The sequence below is a fragment of the Cobetia sp. D5 genome, assembly GCF_035666195.1.
Taxonomy (GTDB): Bacteria; Pseudomonadota; Gammaproteobacteria; order Pseudomonadales; family Halomonadaceae; genus Cobetia; species Cobetia amphilecti.
The window spans coordinates 645,078-668,187 of the sequence record NZ_CP142020.1; the positions used below are offsets into that span (position 1 = coordinate 645,078).

Consider the following 23,110-nt stretch of genomic DNA (forward strand, 5'->3'; position numbering starts at 1 on the left):
GTAGACAAGAAGCCACCTCACTGGCTCATTCCTATCGCAAGGAGTTTCAGGCATGAAGGCGTTCCTCAAGTCCGGTCTCGCAGTGGCTGTCATCGCTGCATCAGTTGGTGCTGCAGAAGCCCGTGAACAGCTGCGCATCGTGGGTTCTTCCACGGTCTATCCGTTCTCCAGCTACGTCGCTGAAGAACTGGGTGCCACCAGCGATTTCCCGACTCCGGTCATCGAATCCACCGGTTCCGGCGGCGGCATGAAGCTGTTCTGTGAAGGTGTCGGTGACAGCACTCCGGACATCACCAACGCCTCTCGCCGCATGAAGACGTCTGAATTCGAGCGCTGTGAAGAGAACGGCGTGACCGATATCACCGAAGCCATGATCGGCTTCGACGGTATCGCCTTCGCCCAGTCTGTCCGCGATGGCAGCATGGACCTGACCCGTGAGCAGATCACCCTGGCGGTCGCCGCTCAGGTGCCGGTCGACGGCAAGCTGGTCGACAACCCCTACACCAAGTGGTCCGAGATCGACTCCTCCCTGCCGGACCGCAAGATCACCGTCTACGGGCCGCCTTCCACTTCCGGTACCCGTGACGCCTTCGAAGAGCTGGTGATGGAAGTCTCCACCGAAGAGATGGAAGGCTACGGCGGTGAGGGTTACACCAACATCCGTCAGGACGGTCACTACATCGCTGCCGGCGAGAATGACAACCTGATCATCCAGAAGCTGGTCGAGAACACCGAAGCCTTCGGTATCTTCGGCTACTCCTTCCTCGAAGAGAATGCTGACAAGGTCGTCGGTGCTTCCATCGATGGCGTGCAGCCGGAAGCCGATGCCATCTCCTCTGGCGAGTACCCGGTCTCCCGCTCCCTGTTCTACTACGTGAAGAACCAGCACAAGGATGACGTGCCGGCTCAGCAGGCCTACAACGACCTGTTCATGAGCGAGAAGATGATCGGTGAGCTGGGCTACCTGAAGGGCATCGGTCTGATCCCGCTGCCGAAGGAAGAGCGCGCCACGCTTCGCGAGCAGGTCGCTGAGCGCACCAAGCTGACTCTGGCCGATCTCCAGAAGTAAGCAACGCAGCTGACCCTCTGACGCGGCCGGTTGCCCTTGGCAGCCGGCCCGTTTGCTTGACTGGTCGCAGGGTTTCGCAAGGCATGAAGCCTTCCCCCTGTGAACAACGCGACTCCGGGACCCGAAAGATGCAGACTCAGCAGATCTTTCTCTTCTTCATAGGCATCGTGGCGCTGGCTGGCCTGGTGGCCTTCTTCAGCGGCCGCAGCAAGGCACAGCGTGTGCGTGCCAGCGGTGCTGAAATGTACGCCCAGCCGGATCAGTACGGCTGGTTCACGGCAATCTCCAGCGCAGGGCCTGCTCTGCTGGTCGGTCTGGCAGCCGTCGTTGCGATTGCCACCGCAGATATCGATATCGAAGGCATGCAGCTGCTGATCGCCAGTCTGGTCGTCGCAGCCGTCGGCCTGGTCATCGGCCTCGCCTTGGTGAAGCCTGATTTCCATGCGCGCAATGCCATCGAGACCCTCATTCGTTATGTGTTGATCGGCGCGGCGATGATCTCCATCGTCACGACGTTCGGCATTCTGGTCTCGATCATCTTCGAGGCCATCCGCTTCTTCCAGATGGAAAGCTTCTGGACCTTCATCACCGGCACCACCTGGGATCCGGGCAACAGCTTCCAGATGGCCGCCGGCCGTGGTGAAGGTGTCGAGAGCACCGCCAACTTCGGCGCCGTACCGCTGTTCGCCGGTACCTTCATGATCACCCTGATCGCGATGCTGGTGGCCATTCCCATCGGTCTGCTCGCCGCGGTCTACATGGCAGAGTTCGCCCCCGAGAGCGTGCGTACCGTCGCCAAGCCGGTGCTGGAAGTGCTCGCCGGTATCCCGACCGTGGTCTACGGCTTCTTCGCCGCCATCACCGTCGCGCCGCTGATCGTCGACATCTTCTCGCCGCTGGGCATCGAGGCGTCCTACAACAACGCGCTGGCGCCGGGGCTGGTCATGGGCATCATGATCATTCCGTTCATTTCCTCACTGTCCGATGACGTCATCACCTCCGTGCCGGACACCATGCGTCAGGGCTCTCTGGCGCTGGGCATGACCCACGGCGAGACCATCCGCAACGTCATCCTGCCGGCCGCGCTGCCGGGCATCATCTCCGCGTCTCTGCTGGCCATGTCACGCGCCCTCGGCGAGACGATGATCGTGGTGATGGCGGCGGGCATGCGTCCGAACCTGACCGCCAACCCGCTGGAAGACATGACCACCGTCACGGTGCGCATCGTTGCCGCGTTGACCGGCGACCAGGAATTCGCGAGTGCCGAGACACTGTCGGCCTTCGCGCTGGGTCTGGTGCTGTTCGTTGTCACTCTGCTGCTGAACATGGTCTCGGTGGTCCTGATCCGCCGCTTCCGTGAGAAGTACAGCGCCAACAACCTCTGAGGCCGAGACTAGACATGAGCCATTCATTCGACGATATCTCGGCCCAGCTGAAGGGCCGTCATCGCCGCACCAAGCGCCTGAAATTCATGTCCATGGGCGCACTCGCCCTGGCCGCCACCTTCCTGGTGGTCTTCATCGGCGACATGGTCATGCGCGGCTACCCGGCCTTCCAGCAGGCAGAACTGCACGTGCCGGTCACCTACAGCGAGCAGTCGCAGGAAATCCCGCTGGCAGCGGTGGAAGAAGACGTGCGTGACCTGGTCAGCCGCGGCTGGCTGCGCCAGCTGCCGCGCGACATGGCCGCTGACGCCAGCCTGATGGGGCAGACGATCGACCGCTGGGTGATCGCCGATGACCAGGTCGATCAGTACCTCAAGGGCCACAAGTCACACCTGAAGCCCAAGCAGACCGCCGTGCTGGACCGCATGATCGAGAACGGCACGGCTGAGCTCAAGTTCAACATCAACTTCTTCACCACCGGTGATTCGAAGTTGCCGGAATACGCCGGTATCTGGTCGGCCGCGATGGGCACGATCCTGACGCTGCTGGTCACGCTGGCCTTCGCCTTCCCGGTCGGCGTGCTGACGGCGGTCTATCTGGAGGAGTTCGCTCCGGACAACCGCTTCACCCAGGCCATCGAGATCAACATCAACAACCTGGCGGCGGTGCCGTCGATCCTGTTCGGTCTGCTGGGTCTGGCGATCTTCATCAACTTCTTCGGCATGCCGCGTTCCTCCCCGCTGGTCGGTGGTCTGACGCTGGGTCTGATGACCTTGCCGGTGATCATCATCACCACGCGCTCGGCGCTGCGCAGCGTACCGGACACCATTCGTCAGGCCGCTTTCGGCGTCGGCTGCTCCCGCTGGCAGGTGGTGCGTGACCACGTGCTGCCGCTGTCACTGCCGGGGATTCTGACCGGTTCCATCATCGGCCTGGCACAGGCGATGGGCGAGACCGCGCCGTTGATCATCGTCGGCATGGTGGCCTTCATTCCGGATGCGCCGACCGCCATCACCCAGGCTGCCACCGTGCTGCCGGCCCAGATATTCACCTGGGCGGGCGAGCCGGAGCAGGCCTATGTTGAACGTACTGCGGCGGGCATCCTGGTGCTGCTGTCAGTGCTGATCCTACTCAATGCCGCAGCCGTGATGCTGCGCAAGAAATTCGAGCGTCGCTGGTAGGCAGCTGCGAGGCGGCCCGCCGATTGGCCGGTCGCCTTCCACCCTTAGCCCTGGCCCACGACTCATCAAGGAATACGAGACATGAACAGCACCGTCGCCACTCCCGCCAAGCCTGCCGCCGCCACTCGCCCCGGTAGCCCGGTCGTCATCAATGAAGATGCCAACCACGAGCTGGCCATTCGCGTGGAAGACCTCAACCTGTGGTACGGCGAGAAGCAGGCGTTGAAGAACATCAACATCGATGTCTTCCAGAAGAACGTCACCGCCCTGATCGGCCCGTCCGGTTGTGGCAAGTCGACCTTCCTGCGCTGCCTGAACCGCATGAATGACCTGATCCGCAGTGTGCGCATCGAAGGTCTGGTCGAGATGGATGGCCGTGACGTCAACGCGCGCAACATGGATGAAGTGGCATTGCGTCGTCGCGTCGGCATGGTGTTCCAGAAGCCGAACCCGTTCCCCAAGTCCATCTACGACAACATCGCCTACGCACCGACCATGCACGACCTGGTCAGCCGTCGCGCCGACAAGGATGATCTGGTCGAGAGCGCGCTGCGTGATGCGGGTCTGTGGGAAGAAGTGAAGGACATTCTCGACCAGCCGGGCACTTCGCTGTCCGGTGGTCAGCAGCAGCGTCTGTGCATCGCGCGTGCCATCGCGGTCAAGCCGGACGTCATCCTGATGGATGAGCCGACCTCGGCACTCGACCCGATCTCCACCGCGACCATCGAAGACCTGATGGACAAGCTGAAGACCCAGTTCTCCATCGTCACCGTGACGCACAACATGCAGCAGGCGGCACGTGTCGCCGATTACACCGCCTTCTTCCACATGGGTGAGCTGGTGGAGTACAACGACACCAAGACCATGTTCTCCAACCCGAATACCAAGAAGGCCGAGGACTACATCACCGGTCGCTATGGCTAAGCGGCGCCTGCGTCAGGGGCTCGGATGGCTGAGCCCCTGATCGCTGCCTGAGAGCATCGCAGGCCGCACGACGACACGAGGCCCGGATCATTGATCCGGGCCTCGTGTCATTTCAGGGCAATGCTTTGTCTGCCGCCTGTCTCGTATCAGTCTTCCAGTTCGACGGCGATCGCGGTGGCTTCGCCGCCACCGATGCACAGCGCCGCGATGCCGCGCTTCTTGCCGCGACGCTCCAGCGCGTTGATCAGGGTGACGATGATGCGCGAGCCGGTGGAGCCCACCGGATGCCCCTGGGCGCAGGCGCCGCCGAAGACATTGACCTTGTCATGCGGGATGTCGTGGGCGTCCATCGCCAGCAGGGTGACCACCGCGAAGGCCTCGTTGATCTCGAACAGGTCGACGTCTTCTGTCGTCCACTCCAGGCGCTTCATCAGCGAGTCGATGGCGCCGATGGGCGCCAGCGTGAATTCGCTGGGGTGCTGGGAGTGGGTGCTGTGACCGAGGATACGCGCCTTGACGGCCAGCCCGCGCCGTTCGGCTTCATCACGGCGCGTCAGCACCAGTGCCGAGGCGCCATCGGAGATGGAGCTGGCATTGGCGGCGGTGATGGTGCCGTCCTTGGCGAAGGCCGGGCGCAGGGTGGGAATCTTGTCGAGATTGGCCTGGAAGGGCTGCTCGTCCTGCTCGACCACGCTCTCGCCCTTGCGGCTCTTGACCGTGACGGCGGCGATTTCCGGTGCGATGTCACCCGATTCGGTGGCCGTCATGGCGCGCCTGAGCGATTCGATGGCGAAGTCGTCCATGCGCTGGCGGTCATAGCCGCGGGCATCGGCCACTTCCTGGGCGAACACGCCCATCAGCTTGCCGGTCTCGGCGTCTTCCAGCCCATCGAAGAACATGTGGTCCTTCAGCTCGCCATGGCCGAGGCGATAGCCGCCACGCGCCTGGGTGAGCAGGTGCGGGGCGTTGGACATCGATTCCATCCCGCCGGCCAGCATGATGCGGTTGGTGCCTGCGCGAATCAGGTCATGCGCCAGCATGGTGGCCTTCATGCCGGAACCGCACAGCTTGTTGATGGTGGTGGCGCCGATGCTGTCCGGCACGCCGGCCTGACGCATGGCCTGCCGCGCCGGGCCCTGCTTGACGCCGGCGGGCAGTACGCAGCCGAAGATGCCTTCGTCGACATCGGCCGGCGTGAGGCCTGCGCGTTCGATGGCCGCCTTGATGGCCACGGCGGCGAGCTGTGGCGCGCTCAGCGTCGAGAGTGAGCCCTTGAGGCCACCCATCGGCGTGCGGGCACCGGCGAGAATGACGATGTCATCGGCGCTGGCGGCGGGGCTTGGCGTAGTGCGGGAAGCGGTGGTCATGACGGTCTCCTGTGTCTTGTTATTGGAAGATCGAGTCGTGCAGTCGGCGTTGTGATCACTGCGTGGCTATGCTTTGATCCATTCAATCCCATAAACCAAGCAAGCGCTAGTTATACGATGAATGTAGCCACCGCCTCACCCCGTCGCAAGGAGCTGGTCCGTATCGCTGCCCGCCTGTTCGTCGAGGAGGGTTTCGATCGCACCACCGTCCGCATGCTGGCCCAGGAAATGGGCATCAAGTCCGGCAGTCTCTTCCATCACTTCGCCGACAAGCAGGAAATTCTGTGCGCCGTGATCGAAGAGGGCATGTTCAGTGCACTGGCCATCGCCCGTGAGCATCTGGCGCGCTGCGAGCCGTACCAGGCAAGCGAAGTGACCGCCTCGGCGGCGTCGCAGCAGCAGGCGCGTGAGCGACTGCTGGCCCTGGCGCGTGCACATCTGGACACGCTGCTCACGGATCGCAATGCCCATGTGGTCGCGCTCTATGAGTGGCGGCGGCTGGAGGGCCCGGCGCGCGAGCATCTCGTCCAGCTGCGCGATGACTACGAGGATCTGTGGCGTGACGCCATCGCCTCCGCCGTGGCCGCAGGGCTGCTCAAGGGCGACGCCGCGCTGCTGCGCCAGTTCATGCTCGGCGCGCTCAACTGGACGGTACGCTGGTATCGCCCCGATGGAGAGCGCTCCCCCGATGAGCTGGCCGAGGCGCTGGTCGACAGCCTGTGTCGTCTGCCCTGAGCGAGTGTCTGCTGCACGGCGTCCGTTACACCGCCTCTGCAACTTTTGGCCAGTCGAGCGTCACAATGCTTGCCGCCCGACAGGCTTGTCGCTAACTTGACGTTTACGTTAACTGTAGATGGCTGGCGCCCAGTCATCTCACATCGCCCCGGAGCACCACTCAGGAGCCAGTCACGCCATGACGCCAAGCGATACAACAACAAACCGCACGTCACGCGCCGCCTCTGCTGCATCTGCGAATTCACACGCCATGCAACCCGCCGCCAGCCAGACGCTGAGCGATTATCTGGCCGCCTTCGATATCCAGGCATTGCGCGATGAACTGTTCACCACGCCGCTCGACACCAATGACGAGGGCGAGCTCGGCAATGCCTATGAGGCGTGTGTCGGGCGTCATCTGCGCGCCGGGCAGGGCGAACGTATCGCGCTGGTCCACGAAGACGAACAGGGCCGGGTGCGTGAGCTGAGTTACGCACAGCTCGATGAGCAGAGCGCGCGGATGGCGGCTGCCTTGAAGGCACAGGGCGTGATGGCGGGGCAGCGGGTCGCCTGCATGCTGTCGCGCACGCCGGAGCTGATGATCGCGCTGGCCGCGACCTGGCGGCTGGGCGCCGTCTATCAGCCGCTGTTCACCGCCTTCGGCACCGATGCGCTCGACTATCGCCTGTCGCGCGCCGAGACGCAGATCGTGATCACCGAGACGAGCCAGCGCAGCAAGTTCACTGAGCTTGCCCGCCATCCCGTGATCATCTGCGTGCGCGGTGAGGGAGATGCGCTGGAGGCGGACGATCTCGACTGGCAGACATTGATGCAGAGCGAGCCACTGACCGAGCCGCCGGTGTGGCTTCCGGCGGAGGCGCCCTTCCTGCAGATGTTCACCTCCGGCACGGTCGGCAAGCCCAAGGGCGTGGCGGTGGCGCTGAATGCGCTGCCTGCCTTCTGGCTCTATCAACGCCTGGCGGTGGACCTGCGCCCCGGCGAGCGCTTCTGGAACATGGCCGACCCCGGCTGGGCCTACGGCCTCTACTACGCCATCACCGGCCCACTGTTGCTGGGTGCCACCACCTACTTCATGCAGGCGCCGTTCAGTGCAGAAGGCGGGCTGGCGTTCATGGAGCGTCACCGCATCGACAATTTCGCGGCCGCGCCCACGGCCTATCGCATGCTCAAGGCCTCCGGGCTCGGTGAAGGCGCCTTCGAGCGCCTGAACCTGCGGGTCGCAAGCTCCGCCGGCGAGCCCCTCAACACTGAGGTGGTGGGCTGGGTCGCGCGGGAGCTGGGCTGTGCGGTGATGGACCATTACGGTCAGACCGAGACCGGCATGACCTGCTGCAATCATCACGCGCTGGCCCATGAGGTCGTGGTCGGCAGTGTCGGCTTCCCGCTGCCCGGCTATCGACTGGCCGTGCTCGACGCCGAGTATCGTGAGCTGCCGCCGGGCGAGCCGGGTGTGCTGGCGGTGGATATCGCCCGCTCTCCCGCGCACTTCTTCGCCGGCTACACCTGGCAGGAGAAGCAGCCCTGCGTCGAGGGCTATTACCTGACTGGAGACGTGGTGGTGGCAGAGCCCGATGGCCGCTTCACCTTCGCCGGGCGTGATGACGACATCATCACCACCGCGGGCTATCGCGTCGGCCCGGCGGATGTCGAGAACGCTGTGCTGGTGCATCCGGCGGTGGCGGAATCGGCGGCGGTCGGCAAGCCGGATGCGCTGCGTGGCGAGATCATCAAGGCCTATGTGGTGCTGCGCGATGGCCATGTCGGCAGTGACGAGCTGGCGGAGGAAATTCGCGCCAGCGTGCGTCAGCGACTCTCGGCGCACAGCTATCCGCGCGAGATCGACTTCGTCGACAGCCTGCCCAAGACGCCGTCGGGCAAGATCCAGCGTTTCCTGCTGCGGGCACAGGCGCGCGCGAGCTGAACACCGAGCCATGTACGTGGCTTTCAGGCACGGCCGGCTATCCGACGGGGCTTGTCTGTTACCACGCGCCTGTTACCACGCGCCTGTCACCACTGCCTCTCATCACCTTTCCTGCCATCACCTTTCGGGAGACTCGTTTCATGAAGATCGCCGACCACTGCTTTCTGATCACCGGCGCAGCATCCGGCCTCGGGGCCGCCACGGCCTCACGTATTGTCGCGGCCGGCGGCCAGGTGGTGCTGGCGGACCTTGCCGAGGCCGCACGTGAACAGGCCGATGCGCTTGGGGAGGCGGCACGCTTCTGTCATTGCGATATCACCGACAGCGCCAGTGTCGAGGCCGCGCTGGATGTCGCGGAGCAGACCTTCGGTGCCATCCACGGCGTGATCCACTGTGCCGGCGTGGTGAGCGTCGCCAAGCTGGTGGATCGTGACGGCGAGCCTGCTCCGCTTGAGGGCTTCGAGAAGACACTGGCGATCAACCTGAGCGGCACCTTCAACGTGGCGCGCCTGACGGCGGCACGCATGGCGCGCAATGCCGCCGAGGGCGAGGACGGCGAGCGGGGCATCATTCTCAATACCGCCTCGGTCGCGGCCTTCGATGGCCAGGTGGGGCAGTGTGCCTATAGCGCCTCCAAGGCCGGGGTCGCCGGCATGACGCTGCCGATGGCGCGCGAGCTGGCACGCCATGGCATTCGCGTGATGGCGATCGCGCCCGGCGTGTTCGAGACACCGATGATGGCCGGCATCCCGGAGCCGGCTCGCGAGGCGCTGTGCGAGGCGGTGCCGTTTCCCAAGCGTCTGGGCAAGCCCGATGAGTTCGCGCGTCTGGCCGAGCACATCATCACCAACAGCATGCTCAACGGGGAGGTGATCCGCCTCGATGGCAGCATTCGCATGGCCTGAGGCTGGCGGGTAAGACCTTTATCGTCTGGATCGGGCTCTCTGGATCGGCTCTGAGGAGAGAGCACGGTACACAAGGAATCTTGCAGGACAGGTTATCTCTGGGGGAGATATTGCTCGATCGCGGCTGCGGTCGGGCTTTTTTGTGTCTGTTTTTTGTGTCTTCTTTTGTGTCTGCCGTGCGCGAGGGCGGCCTGGAGACAGGGTTCGCCACTGATGAGACAGGGCTTGCCACCAATGTCGCAGGCCAGAAATCAAACGACCGCTTGACGGTATGGCGAAGGAGGCGTTAATTTCAAACACATGTTTGATAGTGTTGCGTCAGACCTGTTCGCCGCCAGCGACTCGCTTCTTCATTGCTCGAGTGAGTGCTGCGCCGCCTGACAAGCGTCCTGCCGCCACCTGTCGTTGTTCAGGTCAGCGCCGCCGCGTCGCGACGGCTCAAGGAGTAAAGCATGCCGGACTATCAGGCGCCGTTGCGCGACATCCACTTCGTGATGAATGAGCTGCTCGACTATCCCGCGCACTATGCCAGCCTGCCGGGTGGCGATGAGGCCAGCGACGATATCGTGACCGCCATCCTGGAGGAGGGCGCACGCTTCGCGCACGAGGTGCTGACGCCGCTGAACCAGTCGGGCGATCGCGAGGGCTGTACCTTCGAGGGCGGCGAGGTCAAGGCGCCGAGCGGCTTCAAGGCTGCCTATCAGCAGTATGTCGAGGGCGGCTGGCCGAGTCTGGCTGCCTCACCGGAGCATGGCGGTCAGGGTCTGCCGCCGTCACTGGCGATGGTGCTCTCGGAAATGGTCGCCTCCGCCAACCTGTCGTGGGGCATGTATCCGGGCCTGTCGCATGGCGCGATGAATGCGCTTGAACATCACGGCAGCGAGGTGCTCAAGCAGACCTATCTGACCAAGCTGGTCGAAGGCAGCTGGACCGGCACCATGTGCCTGACCGAACCGCATTGCGGCACGGACCTGGGGCTGATCAAGACCCGCGCCGTGCCGTTGGATGACAGCGATGGCAGCAAGGGCTACCGCATCAGCGGCACCAAGATCTTCATCTCGGCCGGTGAACATGATCTTTCCGAGAACATCGTGCACCTGGTGCTGGCCAAGCTGCCGGATGCTCCGGAAGGCTCGCGTGGCATCTCGCTGTTCGTGGTGCCCAAGTTCCTGCCCGACGCCAATGGCGAGGCCGGTGAGCGCAACGGCGTCAGCTGTGGCTCCATCGAGCACAAGATGGGCATTCACGGCAACGCGACCTGCGTGATGAACTTCGACTCCGCCACAGGCTATCTGGTCGGCCCGCCGCACAAGGGGCTGGCCTGCATGTTCACCATGATGAATGCCGCGCGTCTCGGCGTGGGGATCCAGGGCGTGGCGCTGGCCGAGGCCAGCTTCCAGAATGCGCTGAGCTATGCGCGTGACCGTCTGCAGATGCGTGCCCTGTCTGGCGCCAAGGCGCCTGAGAAGGCGGCCGACCCGATCATCGTGCATCCGGACGTGCGCCGCATGCTGCTGACCCAGAAGGCCATCGCCGAGGGCGGGCGCATGCTGGTGATGTACGCCGCCCAGTTCAATGACATCGTCGAGAATGCTCCGGACAGCGAAGACAAGGCACGTGCCGATACCTTGCTCGGCCTGTTGACGCCCATCGTCAAGGCCTTCCTGACCGAGACCGGCTTCGAGGCGACAAACCATGGCGTGCAGGTCTATGGCGGCCACGGCTTCATTCAGGAATGGGGCATGGAGCAGTTCGTGCGCGATGCACGCATCACCCTGCTCTATGAAGGCACCACCGGTATCCAGGCGCTGGACCTGCTGGGCCGCAAGATCCTGATGAGCCAGGGCGAATCGCTCAAGGTCTTCACCAAGGAGATCCACAAGTTCTGCCAGGCCAGCGAAGGCAGCGAGTTTGCCAATCCGCTCGCTGAGCTCAACCGCGAATGGGGCGAGCTGACCATGGCGGTGGGCATGGGTGCGATGCAGGACCGCGAAGCGGTCGGCGCGGCCAGTGTCGATTACCTGATGTATGCCGGTTACGTCACGCTGGGCTACCTGTGGGCGCGGGCCGGTGAGACGGCCAGGGCCGCGCTGGCGGCCGGCGAAGGGGACGCTGCCTTCTATCAGGCCAAGCTGGATACCGCGCGCTTCTACTTCCAGCGCATCCTGCCGCGCACGCAAGGCCATGCCGCGATGATTCGTGCCGGTGGCGAGACGCTGATGGCGCCGACGGTGGAAGGCTTCGGCAGCGGCTTCGAGATCTGATGACGGTTTCAAGCCTGACAGCAGTTTCAAGCCTTACAGCAGCTTCAAGACTCAGCAGTTCGATGTATCGGCAACAGTCGTGTCTTATGCCTCCAGTCAGTGCGCTCTGACTCGGTACCCTTGGGGAGACTTCGGTCTCCCCATTTTTTGTGCGCTTGGTGTCAGGCAGGAGTTTTTCCCGACACGAGCAATCAATCTCGTTTCAGTCTTGGCTTGTGACAGGCATGCGCCCAAGATAGGCGCATCGAAGGCTGCCCCGCGGTTTCCTCGGGACAGCGACGCGCATGTACTTATGGCAAGTACTGATGGCAAGTACTGATGGCAAGCACTGACAGGATAGGTGGCGCAGGATGCACGCGAACGACACGCCTGACGAAAGATCGCGACACGAGGAAGTGCCGCCCGAGGCGCAGATGGCTGACGCGCAAGCGCCTGACGATAGCGTTGGCGAGCCACGCAGCGTCAGTGAGGGCACTTCCATCGAGGAGGCCGTGACACGCATGCAGGTGCCACGCGACGAGCGTCAGCAGGAGGCGCTCGAACGCTCCGGACGTTCTCGCCATGCGCCCAATGTGCGCCGCGCGCTGGAGATTCACCCCTTGCTGGTCGGCATGGCCGCAGTGGTCATCATCATCGGCGGCCTCAAGCTGGCGGCGGACCTGGTGGTCCCGCTACTGCTGGCGGTGTTCGTCGCTGCGGTCTGCGATGCGCCGGTGCGCTGGCTGGCCCGTCACGGCATCGGGCAACGCTTCGGGGTGCCGATCGTCATCCTGACGGTCTGCGTGCTGTTCTCGTCGCTGACGGCGCTGCTGGTCTCGCGCTTCACCCTGTTCAGCGATGAGATGCCCAAGCTTGAGGAGAGCCTGCGCGAACAGTATCAGAGCATGCTGGAATGGCTGGCGGACAGTGGCGTATCCATCGCGCCGGCCCGCTTCAGCGAGCTGGTCGATCCGGCCTCGTTGACCCAGTGGGTGCCGAACCTGCTGACCGGGCTTGGGGGGCTTCTGTCCTCGAGTGTCATCATCGTGCTGACGGCCACCTTCCTGCTCTATGAGGCGCTGTCACTGCGCGACAAGCTGGTCAGCACGCTGCGCAGCCCGCATGTCAGCCTGCGCCGCTTCACGCTGTTCTCGCTGACGCTACGCCGCTATCTGGCGGTCAAGACCTTGATCAGCCTCGTGACCGGGGGACTGGTCGCGATCAGCTGTCTGGTGCTCGATGTGGAGTTCGCCTTCCTGTGGGCCACGCTGGCCTTCTGCCTCAACTACATCCCCAACATCGGCTCGGCGCTGGCCGCGGTGCCTGCGGTGTTGCTGACGCTGGTGATGCCGGAGGGTGGCGCGGTCAAGGCGCTGATGCTGGGCGGCTGTTATCTGGCGATCAACTTCATTCTCGGCAACTTGATCGAACCGCGCGTGATGGGGCGCACCCTGGGGCTGTCGACGCTGGCCGCCTTCCTGTCGCTGGTGGTGTGGGGCTGGGTGTTCGGGCCGGTGGGCATGCTGTTGTCAGTGCCGATCACCATGACGCTCAAGATCGCCTTCGACTCGCACCCGGGCACGCGCTGGGCGGCGCGTCTGCTGGGCCCCTCCGTGCGCCGGATCCGCCGTCGTCGACGCATGGCGGAGGAATGACCCGCGAGCCAGCTCTGCGTGGATGACCCGCTGCCAGAATGCCAAAGGCCCCGTCACGCTGTGCGTGACGGGGCCTTTGGTTATCGAATCAGTGCGCGGTGGCTGGCGGGGCAGTCACCTGTCAGCAAGTCGACTCAGAGGTTCTGCTCGATGAACTGGCTCAGCTGACCCTTGGACTGGGCACCGACCAGAGAGGCGACCTTGGCGCCGGACTTGAACAGGATCACGGTCGGCACGCCACGCACGCCTTGCTCGGCGGCGATTTCCGGCGCGTCATCGACATTGACGTTGACGATCTTCAGGCCTTCGCCTTTCTCGTTGGCGACTTCTTCGACGACCGGCGCCATCATCTTGCACGGACCGCACCACGGGGCCCAGAACTTCAGCAGGACCGGGGCTTCAGCGTTGAGAACTTCCTGTTCGAAGTTGGCGCCGGTGACATCGACGTGATTGGACATCTTGTTTCTCCAGGGGATTCGTTTCGCTGTCTGCGGCATTGCCGGACATGCAGGCTGCGTCCGATGGTAGCGCCACTTTGCATCACTGACAAATGGGCATTGTCCATCGGCTCAATAGCACGGGGTTATGATCGCTAGTGTTTTTATAGCTGTTTTATTGGTTTGAGGGAATAGCAACGGGGCAGGCAATGTGGATTGCCCGCCCCGACTTTGGTATTGCCTATGCGAAAGATCCCGCAGCAAGGAGAGCTCAGAAGAAGGCGTAACGGATGCCCAGCCCCAGCAGCAGTGTCGTCAGCAGGCCCTGCAGCAGGCCGCTGGGCATGTGGCGCGTCAGGCGTGCGCCCAGGCTGATGGCGGGCAGTGAGCCGACCAGCAATGCGCCGAGCAACAGGAAGTCGACGTTGCCCAACCACAGGTGGCCCAGTCCCGCCACCAGGGTCAGCGGTACGGCGTGAGCGATATCGGTGCCGACGATGCGCGCGGTGCTCAACAGCGGGAACAGCATGATCAGCACGGCAGCGCCGAAGGCGCCGGCACCCACGGAGGACAGGGTGACGCACACGCCGAGCACGATGCCTGACAGCACGGTCAGCGGTGCCGCGTGGCGTACGATGAAGCTTTCCGGGCTGATCAGCCCCAGCAGGCGCTTCTTGAACAGCAGCACGCCGGCGGTGAGGATCAACATCACACCCAGCATGCCCTTGATCAGGCCCGCGTAGGCGGTGGGGTCAGTGAAGAAGGTATGCAGGACCGCAATCGTCAACAGTGCCGCCGGCAGCGAGCCGATGGCCAGGCGCCGGGCGATGGTCCAGTCCACATGGCCCTGGCGATGGTGCGCGAAGGCGCCGCCCGCCTTGGTAATGGAGGCATAGAGCAGGTCAGTGCCCACGGCGATGTGCGGCGGGAAGCCGAACATCAACAGCAGGGGCGTCATCAGCGAGCCGCCGCCCACGCCAGTGACACCGACCGCGAAACCCACTCCGGCGCCTGCCAGCACGTATAGCAGCAGTTGTGTGACTTCCATCCCTACCTACCCCCTTGTCAGGTTACTGTCGCCAATCTACTCTTGAGCGTATATTCCCGAAAGGAATCATTATTCATGATTTTATCGCCCGATCATCTTAGCAAGGTGACCGGCCATGTCCGGGCCACTGTCACGCCGCGTCGCGTCGATGGTGCTTCTCAGGAGAGTGAAGCCGCATGAAACTCCAGCAGTTGCGTTATATCTGGGAAGTCACCCGCCACAACCTGAACGTGTCCGCCACCGCGCAAAGTCTGTATACCTCCCAGCCGGGCATTTCCAAGCAGATTCGTCTGCTGGAAGATGAGCTTGGCGTCGAAATCTTCGCACGCAGTGGCAAGCACCTGACGCGGGTGACCCCGGCCGGCGAGTCCATCGTCGAGCTGGCAAGCCAGGTGCTGCGCACGGTGGAGAACATCAAGCACGTCGCCCAGGAGCACAGTGACGACCGTCGCGGCAGCCTGTCGATCGCCACCACGCACACCCAGGCGCGTTATGCCTTGCCGCCGGTGATCGCCGATTTCACGCGCAAGTACCCGGATGTCGCGCTGCACATGCAGCAGGGCACGCCGAAGCAGATCGCCAACATGGTCAGTGAAGGTCAGGCCGATTTCGCCATCTGCACCGAGTCGCTGGAGCTGTTCAACGACCTCATCCTGCTGCCGTGCTATCGCTGGAACCGCTGCGTGCTGGTGCCCAAGGATCATCCGCTGGCCAATGGCGAGGAGCTGACCCTCGAGTCGCTGGCCAGTTATGCGCTGGTCACCTATACCTACGGCTTCACCGGCCGCAGCCAGCTGGACGATGCCTTCAAGTCCCACGGCCTGGCGCCCAACGTGGTGCTGACCGCCTCGGACGCCGATGTCATCAAGACCTATGTGCGTCTCGGCATGGGCATCGGCATCGTCGCGCACATGGCGGTGGACGAGGTGGCTGACGAGGACCTGGTCGCGCTGGATGCCACGCATCTGTTCGAGAGCTCCACGACCAAGATCGGCATCCGTCGCGGCACCTTCATGCGCAGCTACATGTTCGAATTCGTCGAGCGCTTCGCGCCGCACCTGACGCGCGAGCGTGTCGAAGCGGCACTGGCCGCCGGCCCGCGCCACGAGCACGAGATCTTCCACGACATCGAGCTGCCGGTGCGCTGAGTGCCGGTGGGCTGAGTGCCGGTGGACTGAGTGTCGGTGGACAGCCCCGGTGAACTAAGTCCCGCTCGTCAGATCTGCCACAGCGCAGATGAAAAAGCCCGCCTCCTGAGAGGCGGGCTTTTTGCTGGCTGGGCGGTGCGAGCACACAGCATCAACCACAAGGCTCAGTGTGCCAGGTGCAGGCCACACTCGCGGTTGTCTTCCGCCTTGGTCGGGTCGACGTAGTCGAACTCGTTGGGCAGGTCGTGGGCGACCAGATACTCGTGCATCTGCTTGGATGACCAGTTGAGCACCGGGGCGACCTTGATCAGGCCATCGCCGTTCAGCGAGACCGGCTGCATGCCGGCACGGAAGGCGGTGTCACTGGCGCGCACGGCGGTGAACCACATCTCGGGGTTCAGTTCGCGCAGTGCACGCTCGAAGGGTTCGAGCTTCACTTCACGGGTGAAGGCTTCGTGGCGCGGGTCATCGATATGCGGCGTGAGACCATCGACGGCTTCACGGTGGGCACGCGTGCGCTGCGGCAGATAGATGATGCGGTTCAGGTTCAGCTTGCGCGTCACTTCATCGGCGAAGCGATAGGTGGCATCGGTGTTGTAGCCGTTGTCCATCCACACGATCGGGATGTCAGGACGGAAGCGCGTCACCATGTGCAGAATCACCGCCTCGAAGGGACGGAAGTTGGTGGTGCAGATGGCGTGCTTGTCCAGTGACAGGGCCCAGCGGGTCAGGGCTTCCGGGTCGTTGCCGAATTCGGCATTGATGCGGGCGAGATCGAAGGTATCGGACATGAGGAGTCTCCAGAACGAGGGCACGTCCGATGGAGCGGGGCGCAGGGCTGATCAATGGCCAGCAAAGACCATCAGCAGAGGCGGGTAGCGCTCAAGGAGACGTGCAGGAATGCGCCTACCCTATCAAAGGCAGGCACTGCTTCCCCAATACGAATTCGTTCGAACGTTATATGCCATCGAGTTATGGCGCTCATGACGCCTTATAACGCCGCCTGTCAGCCAAGCGCTTCCATCAGACGCTGGATCTTGGCCAGGCTCTCGCGGTATTCGGCCTCTTCCTCGGAGTCGGCGACCAGACCGCCGCCGCCCCACAGATGCACCTGGCCCTCGGCGATCACCGCCGTGCGGATCGCGATGGAGGTATCCATGTGGCCGCGGATATCCAGATAGCCGAGGCTGCCGCAATAGGCGCTGCGGCGCACCGGCTCCAGCTCCTCGATGATCTGCATGGCGCGGATCTTGGGCGCGCCGGTGATGGAGCCGCCGGGGAAGGCGGCGCCGAGCAGGTCCAGCGCATCGCGTCCTTCATCCAGGGTGCTGGTGATGGTGCTGACGGAATGGTGCACGTTGGCGTAGCTCTCCAGCGCGCACAGTGAGGGCACCTTGACGCTGCCGGGCGCGGAGACGCGGCCCAGGTCATTGCGCAGCAGGTCGACGATCATCACGTTCTCGGCGCGGTCCTTGGGGCTTTCAAGCAGCTCGGCGGCAAGTTGGGCGTCCTCTTCCGGCGTCGTGCCACGTGCGCGGGTGCCCTTGATCGGCTTGGTCTCGACCGCGCGGTGATTGACCTCGACGAAGCGCTCCGGCGAGACGGAGACGATCGCCATCTCCTCACCCTGGGGGTCCTGCCAGCTCAGATAGCCGGCGTAAGGTGTCGGCGTGGCCTGACGCAGGCGCAGGTAGGCATCCCAGCTGTCGCCACTGCAGTCGGCGGAGAAGCGCTGGGTCAGGTTGATCTGATAGCAGTCACCGGCATGCAGATACTCCATCACCTGGCGGAAGCGTTCGCCGTAGCCCGCGCGGTCCAGCAGCGGCGCGAAGGGGGTGTCGAGGGCGAAGTCGGCGCTGCGCGGCGCCGGTTGCTCCAGCCACTCAAGCACCTGCCTGCGCCGTTGGGGCGAGGCGATCAGCCAGCTCTGCTGGCGCTGATGGTCACTGATCAATGCCCAGTCATAGAGACCGAGACGCGCCCAGGGTAGCGCGATATCGTCCTCGGTCGTGGCGGGCAGGTCTTCCAGCGCGCGCCCGAAGTCGTAGCTCCAGTAGCCCAGCAGGCCGGCAATGAATGGCAGGTCTTCGGCTGTCAGGTCATGCCGGGCGAGCTCTTCGCGTGCCAGTGTCTGTGGCAGCAAAGTCAGCAGCTGGCGCTGGGCCTCGATCACCGGCAGGCGGGCGAGGCGCTCCAGCGCTTCACTGAACTGGCTCAGGTCACGCATCGACTCCGGCAGCGGGCCAGTGAGCTTGCCGCCGTGTGGGCCTTGCTCCAGCACGGCCAGCGGGTCGCTGCTGATGATGTCGAAGCGGCCACCGGCCAGCGACGGCTGGCCGCTGTCGAGCAGCACGGCGTCGGGACGTGAGCGCAGGCGTGCGAAGCGCGACAGCGTGGAGGCTTCATCCTCGGCGGCGAGGGCGTAGGGCAGGGCGTTGATTTCGAGCGAGATGGTCATGACAGCTTCCGTTGGCGGACAGGGCATTCTAGGCATCCGAAGGCGTTTTGTCCGCCCATGCGTGCGGATTCCGGTGAGGGGCTGTCCTTGTCGGCTTGCCGTTCTCCCGTGCGCTGATTAAGGTGCCTGCCTCTGAACGCCCTGCGCCGTCATCGATGACTGCCCTGACGCACGTGCTGACGTTCGCCCAGCCCTCTTGCCCAGTCTCTTGCCCAGCCCCTGGCACCCCACCGGAGCCCCTGCATGCATCCCGAGTTCGAACATGGCCAACATCTGCTGTCACGTCCCGATCAGAACATCTTCTGGCAGCGTCTCAAGCGGCATGACGCACAGGGCGGGCGTCGACTGCTGATGCTGCACGGCGCGGGCGTGGCCGGCACGCTGACCTGGGCACCGCTGGTCGGGCATCTTACGGCCCATGATGAGCTGATCATCCCGGACCTGCGTGGCATGGGGCAGACGCTGGCGCCGCAGGGCGGCGAGCCTCCTTTCACTCTCGAGCAGGTGGTCGAGGACGTGATGGCGCTGATCGAGACCCAGCGCATCACGCATTTCGACCTGATCGGCTACAGCTTCGGCGGGCTGGTCGCCATGCGTCTCGTCCAGCGTCTGCGCGCCGAGCGCCCGGAGGTGAAGGTCGGCGACATCAGCCTGCTGGAGCCGGCACTGCTGGAGCGCGAATGCCACGCCACCATGGTCAAGGTGCGTGACGGCTACGCCGAGGCGGCGCGCGCCATGCGCGAAGCCTCAAGTCCCGAGGCGGGCATCACCGCCTTCCTCGACCTCATCTCGCCGCACCGTACGCGCAACCCGCGCGCCGAGCGCATGATGGTGGCGCGACTGGCGCATCGTCATCTGGGCTTCGCCAATGCGCTGGACTGTGTCACGCATGCCGTGCGCGAGATCGACCGTGAGGCACTGCTGGCCGACGTGCTGGCCTCAGGCAGCGAGGTGCGCAGCCTGGTCGGCGGCAAGAGCCCGCAGACCCTGCGCGACTATCACAGCCTGCTGGCCGAGCGTCATGCGGGCTGGCAGTCGCTGGAAATCCCCGGCACCGATCACTCGCTGCCTTTCCAGAAACCCCGCCGCATCGGCGCGGAGCTCAGCTTCGTATAAAACATGTGATTGTCGACAAGCCGGCCGATGAGCGGTCTGGCATTGAGACTCAAGACGCCCCGTCAGCCTGTGCTGGCGGGGCGTCTTTCGTCTTGGCTGCTACCGTCTGGAGTGCCTCTGGCATGGTGACGCGGGAAGACTGGCATGGCGGCGCCTCAGGCGGTTCGGCCTTGTTCTGGCAGCCTTTTGTCCAGCGCATGCCAGCTCTCTTACGCCAAAGGTGTAGAGGATTTGGCGGATTGCATCTTGACCCACTCAGGCTCGCTGGCTAGTCTGGCAGTCATTGAATGATTGTCGACAATGGTGCTGAAAGTCCCTCATCGCCATTGTCCTGTCTCAGCCCCTTGTCCAGCCGGATTGCCTGACCGCCATGACCACCGATGCCTTTCACAATGCCACCACCGCTCGAAGCCTCGCGCGCGGCGCCACTGCCGAGCAGGCAGGCCACACCGCCTCCGCGAGTGCTCCGACGCCTGAGGTGCGCACCCTGGCCGAGCGCGTCTTCCACCAGCTGCAGGACGCCATCGTGCGCGGTGAGCTGGCACCGGGCAGCAAGATCACAGAGCCGGGGCTGGCGCAGGCCTATGGCATCTCGCGCGGCCCGCTGCGTGAGGCGATGCGTCGCCTCGAGGTCCATCGCCTGATCGAGCGCGTGCCCCACGTCGGCGCGCGGGTGGTCAAGCTCTCGATGACCGAGCTGCTGGAGCTGTTCGACGTGCGTGAGGCGCTGGAGAGCATGGCCGCGCGTCTGGCGGCGCGGCACATGACGCAGGAGGAGGTCACGCGGCTGCGCAGCGTGCTCAAGACCCACGAGCAGCAGTCGGACCTCAAGACCGGCACCGCCTACTTCCAGAAGGAAGGCGATCTCGACTTCCACTACCAGATCGTCCTCGGCAGCCATAACCACATGCTGATGACGATTCTCTGCGACGACCTCTACTACCTGGTGCGCATGTATCGCACCCAGTTCAGCGCCAGTGGCTCGCGTCCGCAGAAGGCCTTCGTCGAGCACCACCGTATCGTCGATGCCATCGAGGCTGGCGACGAGGAGCTGGCGGAGCTGCTGATGCGGCGCCACGTCAGCGCCTCGCGGGAGAACGTCGCCCGCCGCTATGCCGCCACGCTCAAGGAAGAGCAGGGCGAGGAGTGAACTGCCACACCGCTTGCGACCGGATCACCCCCAACAATTCCAACCCCGTCATGGGCCCAGCCCGGGAGATGTCATGTCACGCCATCTGAGTTCCACCGCCTTGCCAAGCCCCGGCGCCCGCTTCCGCGCGGCGCTGGAAGCCAACCGTCCGCTGCCCATCGTCGGCACCATCAATGCCTATACCGCCATCATGGCCGAGCGCGTCGGGCATCAGGCGATCTACCTGTCCGGTGGTGGCGTAGCCAACGCCTCCTACGGCCTGCCGGACCTGGGCATGACCAGCATGAATGACGTGCTGGAAGACGCGCGCCGCATCACCGCCGCCAGCGAGCTGCCGCTGCTGGTGGACATCGATACCGGCTGGGGCGGCGCCTTCAACATCGCACGCACCATTCAGGAGATGGAGCGCGCCGGCGTGGCGGCCGTGCACCTGGAAGACCAGGTCGCCCAGAAGCGCTGCGGACATCGCCCCAACAAGGCCATCGTCTCCAGTCAGGAAATGGTCGATCGCATCAAGGCGGCCGCCGATGCCCGCCGTGATGACGACTTCTATCTGATCGCGCGTACCGATGCCTTCCAGAAGGAAGGGCTCGAGGCCGCCGTGGCGCGTGCCAATGCCTGTGTCGAGGCCGGGGCGGATGCCATCTTCGCCGAGGCGGTGCATACCCTCGAGGACTACCGCGCCTTCTGCGAGGGCGTCGACGCGCCGATTCTGGCCAACATCACCGAATTCGGCGCCACGCCGCTGTTCAATCAGCGCGAGCTGGGCGACGTCGGCTGCCGGATGGTGCTCTATCCGCTGTCGGCCTTCCGCGCCATGAACGCCGCCGCCCTCAAGGTCTACCAGAACATCCACGACAAGGGTGACCAGAAGGACGTGGTCGACGACATGCAGACCCGCATGGAGCTCTACGACTTCCTCGATTACCACACCTTCGAGCAGAAGCTGGACACCCTGTTCGAGGCCGAAAGCCGCAAGGATTGATGCCAGACGCTCGAGACGGACGCCATGTCTCGCATCAGGAGGCCACTGGCTTCACGGGCCGGCACTTCCGGCCCGACCGTTTCTCCCTCGCTGGCAAACGCCTGGCCGGCGAGGGGCTTGACGCTTTATGCCCTACAAGAAAAAGAACAACTCAATGACGTCACTGCCAAGGAGATCGCGCCATGTCAGATACCACCGCTACCCCGAGCCCTAGTGCCTCCAGCGGCCTGCGCGGCCAGAGTGCCGGCGAGACCGCCCTGTGCACCGTCGGCCAGACCGGCTCCGGCCTGCGCTATCGCGGCTACGATCTGGAGGATCTCGCCGCCCACGCAAGCTTTGAAGAAGTCGCCTATCTGCTGCTCAAGGGCAAGCTGCCCAATCGCGAAGAACTGGACGCCTACATCGCGCGCCTCAAGGGCCTGCGTGGCCTGCCGGATGCCCTGAAGGCAGTACTGGAGCAGATTCCGGCCAGCGCCCATCCGATGGACGTGATGCGCACCGGCTGCTCGATGCTCGGCAATCTGGAGACCGAAGAGAGCTTCGATGAGCAGTCCGACCAGGCCGACCGCATGCTGGCCGTGTTCCCGTCGATCATCAATTACTGGTATCGCTTCAGCCATGATGGCGTGCGCATCGACACCGAGACCGATGACGACTCCATCGGCGCGCACTTCCTGCACCTTTTGCACGGCGAGGCCCCCAGCGAGCTGCATGCCGCGGTGATGAATACCTCGCTGATCCTCTATGCCGAGCACGAATTCAATGCCTCGACCTTCACCGCGCGTGTCTGCGCCTCGACGCTCTCCGACCTGCACTCCTGTGTGACCGGGGCCATCGGCTCGCTGCGCGGACCGCTGCATGGCGGTGCCAACGAGGCGGCGATGGCGATGATCGAGCACTGGCGCTCACCGGAGGAAGCCGAGTGCGAGATTCTCGGCATGCTGGAGCGCCGCGAGAAGATCATGGGCTTCGGCCACGCCATCTACCGTGAACGTGACCCGCGCAACGCCATCATCAAGGAGTGGTCACGCAAGTTGTCCGAGGATGTGGGCGACACTCAGCTCTACGCCGTCTCCGAGCGCGTCGAAGCCGTGATGTGGCGCGAGAAGAAGCTGTTCTGCAATGCCGACTTCTTCCACGCCAGCGCCTATCACTTCATGGGCATTCCCACCAAGTTGTTCACGCCGATCTTCGTCTGTTCACGCCTGACCGGCTGGGCGGCGCATGTCTTCGAGCAACGCGCCAACAATCGCATCATCCGCCCGAGCGCCGATTACACCGGCCCGAAGCATTGCGACTGGCTGCCCATCGAGCAGCGCGACTGACCCTTTCCTCGGCCAGTCAGCGTGCTGGCCGATCGTTTGCTTGACCGCCTGATGAGTC

19 protein-coding genes are annotated in these 23,110 nt (G+C 64.1%); 14 read left to right on the plus strand and 5 right to left on the minus strand.

What is annotated here, in order from left to right:
- The first annotated feature begins 52 nt into the window (after positions 1-52).
- The 4 genes from U0O11_RS02715 (at position 53) to pstB (ending at position 4,559) form a co-directional block, all read left to right on the plus strand.
- Positions 53-1,069, plus strand: a complete 1,017-nt coding sequence (locus U0O11_RS02715; protein WP_107335494.1) for a substrate-binding domain-containing protein — start codon at positions 53-55, stop codon at positions 1,067-1,069.
- Positions 1,070-1,197: 128 nt separating this feature from the next.
- On the plus strand, positions 1,198-2,454 hold the full coding sequence (gene pstC, locus U0O11_RS02720; RefSeq protein WP_043333977.1) for a phosphate ABC transporter permease subunit PstC: 1,257 nt from the start codon (positions 1,198-1,200) through the stop codon (positions 2,452-2,454).
- Between the two features lie 14 nt (positions 2,455-2,468).
- Positions 2,469-3,635, plus strand: a complete 1,167-nt coding sequence (pstA, locus tag U0O11_RS02725) for a phosphate ABC transporter permease PstA (RefSeq protein ID WP_043333976.1) — start codon at positions 2,469-2,471, stop codon at positions 3,633-3,635.
- Between the two features lie 81 nt (positions 3,636-3,716).
- Positions 3,717-4,559 carry a phosphate ABC transporter ATP-binding protein PstB gene (pstB, locus tag U0O11_RS02730; protein WP_153635115.1) on the plus strand — a complete coding sequence of 281 codons (843 nt, stop codon included), beginning with the start codon at positions 3,717-3,719 and terminating at the stop codon, positions 4,557-4,559.
- A gap of 146 nt (positions 4,560-4,705) precedes the next feature.
- Here the strand turns inward: pstB and U0O11_RS02735 are convergent, their stop codons facing one another.
- Positions 4,706-5,926, minus strand: coding sequence for an acetyl-CoA C-acyltransferase (locus tag U0O11_RS02735; RefSeq protein WP_225347548.1), 1,221 nt, complete (start codon positions 5,924-5,926; stop codon positions 4,706-4,708).
- Between the two features lie 117 nt (positions 5,927-6,043).
- On the opposite strand from U0O11_RS02735, the gene U0O11_RS02740 reads away from it, so the two are divergent.
- The 5 genes from U0O11_RS02740 to U0O11_RS02760 all read left to right on the plus strand — a co-directional run bounded on the left by U0O11_RS02740 (position 6,044) and on the right by U0O11_RS02760 (position 13,385).
- Complete coding sequence (locus U0O11_RS02740; protein ID WP_213113527.1) at positions 6,044-6,661, plus strand: TetR/AcrR family transcriptional regulator; 618 nt, start codon at positions 6,044-6,046, stop codon at positions 6,659-6,661.
- 250 nt (positions 6,662-6,911) lie between these two features.
- Positions 6,912-8,582 (plus strand): AMP-binding protein, encoded by a 1,671-nt coding sequence (locus tag U0O11_RS02745; RefSeq protein WP_225347549.1) that lies wholly within the window; start codon positions 6,912-6,914, stop codon positions 8,580-8,582.
- A gap of 140 nt (positions 8,583-8,722) precedes the next feature.
- Positions 8,723-9,487 carry an SDR family NAD(P)-dependent oxidoreductase gene (locus U0O11_RS02750; RefSeq protein WP_215823860.1) on the plus strand — a complete coding sequence of 255 codons (765 nt, stop codon included), beginning with the start codon at positions 8,723-8,725 and terminating at the stop codon, positions 9,485-9,487.
- 452 nt (positions 9,488-9,939) lie between these two features.
- Entirely contained in the window at positions 9,940-11,751 is a 1,812-nt protein-coding gene (locus tag U0O11_RS02755) for an acyl-CoA dehydrogenase C-terminal domain-containing protein (protein ID WP_324691581.1), read from the plus strand.
- A 413-nt stretch (positions 11,752-12,164) separates the two neighbouring features.
- Positions 12,165-13,385, plus strand: a complete 1,221-nt coding sequence (locus tag U0O11_RS02760) for an AI-2E family transporter (RefSeq protein WP_225347551.1) — start codon at positions 12,165-12,167, stop codon at positions 13,383-13,385.
- A 134-nt stretch (positions 13,386-13,519) separates the two neighbouring features.
- On the opposite strand, the gene trxA is transcribed toward U0O11_RS02760, so the two are convergent.
- The gene (gene trxA / locus U0O11_RS02765) at positions 13,520-13,843 is read right to left on the minus strand and encodes a thioredoxin (protein ID WP_043333971.1); all 324 of its coding nucleotides are present in this window, start codon (positions 13,841-13,843) and stop codon (positions 13,520-13,522) included.
- A 250-nt stretch (positions 13,844-14,093) separates the two neighbouring features.
- Positions 14,094-14,870, minus strand: a complete 777-nt coding sequence (locus U0O11_RS02770; protein WP_043333970.1) for a sulfite exporter TauE/SafE family protein — start codon at positions 14,868-14,870, stop codon at positions 14,094-14,096.
- A 176-nt stretch (positions 14,871-15,046) separates the two neighbouring features.
- On the opposite strand from U0O11_RS02770, the gene cysB reads away from it, so the two are divergent.
- On the plus strand, positions 15,047-16,018 hold the full coding sequence (gene cysB / locus U0O11_RS02775; RefSeq protein ID WP_043333969.1) for an HTH-type transcriptional regulator CysB: 972 nt from the start codon (positions 15,047-15,049) through the stop codon (positions 16,016-16,018).
- A gap of 164 nt (positions 16,019-16,182) precedes the next feature.
- Here cysB and U0O11_RS02780 read toward each other — a convergent pair whose 3' ends face one another.
- The gene (locus tag U0O11_RS02780; RefSeq protein ID WP_054555396.1) at positions 16,183-16,809 is read right to left on the minus strand and encodes a phosphoadenosine phosphosulfate reductase domain-containing protein; all 627 of its coding nucleotides are present in this window, start codon (positions 16,807-16,809) and stop codon (positions 16,183-16,185) included.
- A gap of 215 nt (positions 16,810-17,024) precedes the next feature.
- Entirely contained in the window at positions 17,025-18,476 is a 1,452-nt protein-coding gene (pabB, locus tag U0O11_RS02785) for an aminodeoxychorismate synthase component I (protein WP_225347552.1), read from the minus strand.
- Positions 18,477-18,719: 243 nt separating this feature from the next.
- On the opposite strand from pabB, the gene U0O11_RS02790 reads away from it, so the two are divergent.
- From U0O11_RS02790 to prpC, 4 genes are all read left to right on the plus strand, one after another.
- A complete protein-coding gene (locus U0O11_RS02790) occupies positions 18,720-19,592 on the plus strand; it encodes an alpha/beta fold hydrolase (protein WP_225347553.1) in 873 nt (290 codons plus the stop codon).
- Between the two features lie 370 nt (positions 19,593-19,962).
- Positions 19,963-20,742: a GntR family transcriptional regulator gene (locus U0O11_RS02795; RefSeq protein WP_043333965.1), complete on the plus strand. Its 780-nt coding sequence runs from the start codon at positions 19,963-19,965 to the stop codon at positions 20,740-20,742.
- Positions 20,743-20,815: 73 nt separating this feature from the next.
- Complete coding sequence (gene prpB, locus U0O11_RS02800) at positions 20,816-21,727, plus strand: methylisocitrate lyase (RefSeq protein ID WP_043333964.1); 912 nt, start codon at positions 20,816-20,818, stop codon at positions 21,725-21,727.
- A gap of 182 nt (positions 21,728-21,909) precedes the next feature.
- Positions 21,910-23,052 (plus strand): bifunctional 2-methylcitrate synthase/citrate synthase, encoded by a 1,143-nt coding sequence (prpC, locus tag U0O11_RS02805; protein ID WP_324691586.1) that lies wholly within the window; start codon positions 21,910-21,912, stop codon positions 23,050-23,052.
- Positions 23,053-23,110 lie beyond the last annotated feature (58 nt).

Excerpts from the sequence above, each read along its gene's own strand:
- U0O11_RS02715 (WP_107335494.1), top strand. The coding sequence starts at position 53 with ATGAAGGCGTTCCTCAAGTCCGGTCTCGCAGTGGCTGTCATCGCTGCA.
- pstC (WP_043333977.1), top strand. The coding sequence starts at position 1,198 with ATGCAGACTCAGCAGATCTTTCTCTTCTTCATAGGCATCGTGGCGCTG.
- pstA (WP_043333976.1), top strand. The coding sequence starts at position 2,469 with ATGAGCCATTCATTCGACGATATCTCGGCCCAGCTGAAGGGCCGTCAT.
- pstB (WP_153635115.1), top strand. The coding sequence starts at position 3,717 with ATGAACAGCACCGTCGCCACTCCCGCCAAGCCTGCCGCCGCCACTCGC.
- U0O11_RS02735 (WP_225347548.1), bottom strand. The coding sequence starts at position 5,926 with ATGACCACCGCTTCCCGCACTACGCCAAGCCCCGCCGCCAGCGCCGAT.
- U0O11_RS02740 (WP_213113527.1), top strand. The coding sequence starts at position 6,044 with ATGAATGTAGCCACCGCCTCACCCCGTCGCAAGGAGCTGGTCCGTATC.
- U0O11_RS02745 (WP_225347549.1), top strand. The coding sequence starts at position 6,912 with ATGCAACCCGCCGCCAGCCAGACGCTGAGCGATTATCTGGCCGCCTTC.
- U0O11_RS02750 (WP_215823860.1), top strand. The coding sequence starts at position 8,723 with ATGAAGATCGCCGACCACTGCTTTCTGATCACCGGCGCAGCATCCGGC.
- U0O11_RS02755 (WP_324691581.1), top strand. The coding sequence starts at position 9,940 with ATGCCGGACTATCAGGCGCCGTTGCGCGACATCCACTTCGTGATGAAT.
- U0O11_RS02760 (WP_225347551.1), top strand. The coding sequence starts at position 12,165 with ATGGCTGACGCGCAAGCGCCTGACGATAGCGTTGGCGAGCCACGCAGC.
- trxA (WP_043333971.1), bottom strand. The coding sequence starts at position 13,843 with ATGTCCAATCACGTCGATGTCACCGGCGCCAACTTCGAACAGGAAGTT.
- U0O11_RS02770 (WP_043333970.1), bottom strand. The coding sequence starts at position 14,870 with ATGGAAGTCACACAACTGCTGCTATACGTGCTGGCAGGCGCCGGAGTG.
- cysB (WP_043333969.1), top strand. The coding sequence starts at position 15,047 with ATGAAACTCCAGCAGTTGCGTTATATCTGGGAAGTCACCCGCCACAAC.
- U0O11_RS02780 (WP_054555396.1), bottom strand. The coding sequence starts at position 16,809 with ATGTCCGATACCTTCGATCTCGCCCGCATCAATGCCGAATTCGGCAAC.
- pabB (WP_225347552.1), bottom strand. The coding sequence starts at position 18,476 with ATGACCATCTCGCTCGAAATCAACGCCCTGCCCTACGCCCTCGCCGCC.
- U0O11_RS02790 (WP_225347553.1), top strand. The coding sequence starts at position 18,720 with ATGCATCCCGAGTTCGAACATGGCCAACATCTGCTGTCACGTCCCGAT.
- U0O11_RS02795 (WP_043333965.1), top strand. The coding sequence starts at position 19,963 with ATGACCACCGATGCCTTTCACAATGCCACCACCGCTCGAAGCCTCGCG.
- prpB (WP_043333964.1), top strand. The coding sequence starts at position 20,816 with ATGTCACGCCATCTGAGTTCCACCGCCTTGCCAAGCCCCGGCGCCCGC.
- prpC (WP_324691586.1), top strand. The coding sequence starts at position 21,910 with ATGTCAGATACCACCGCTACCCCGAGCCCTAGTGCCTCCAGCGGCCTG.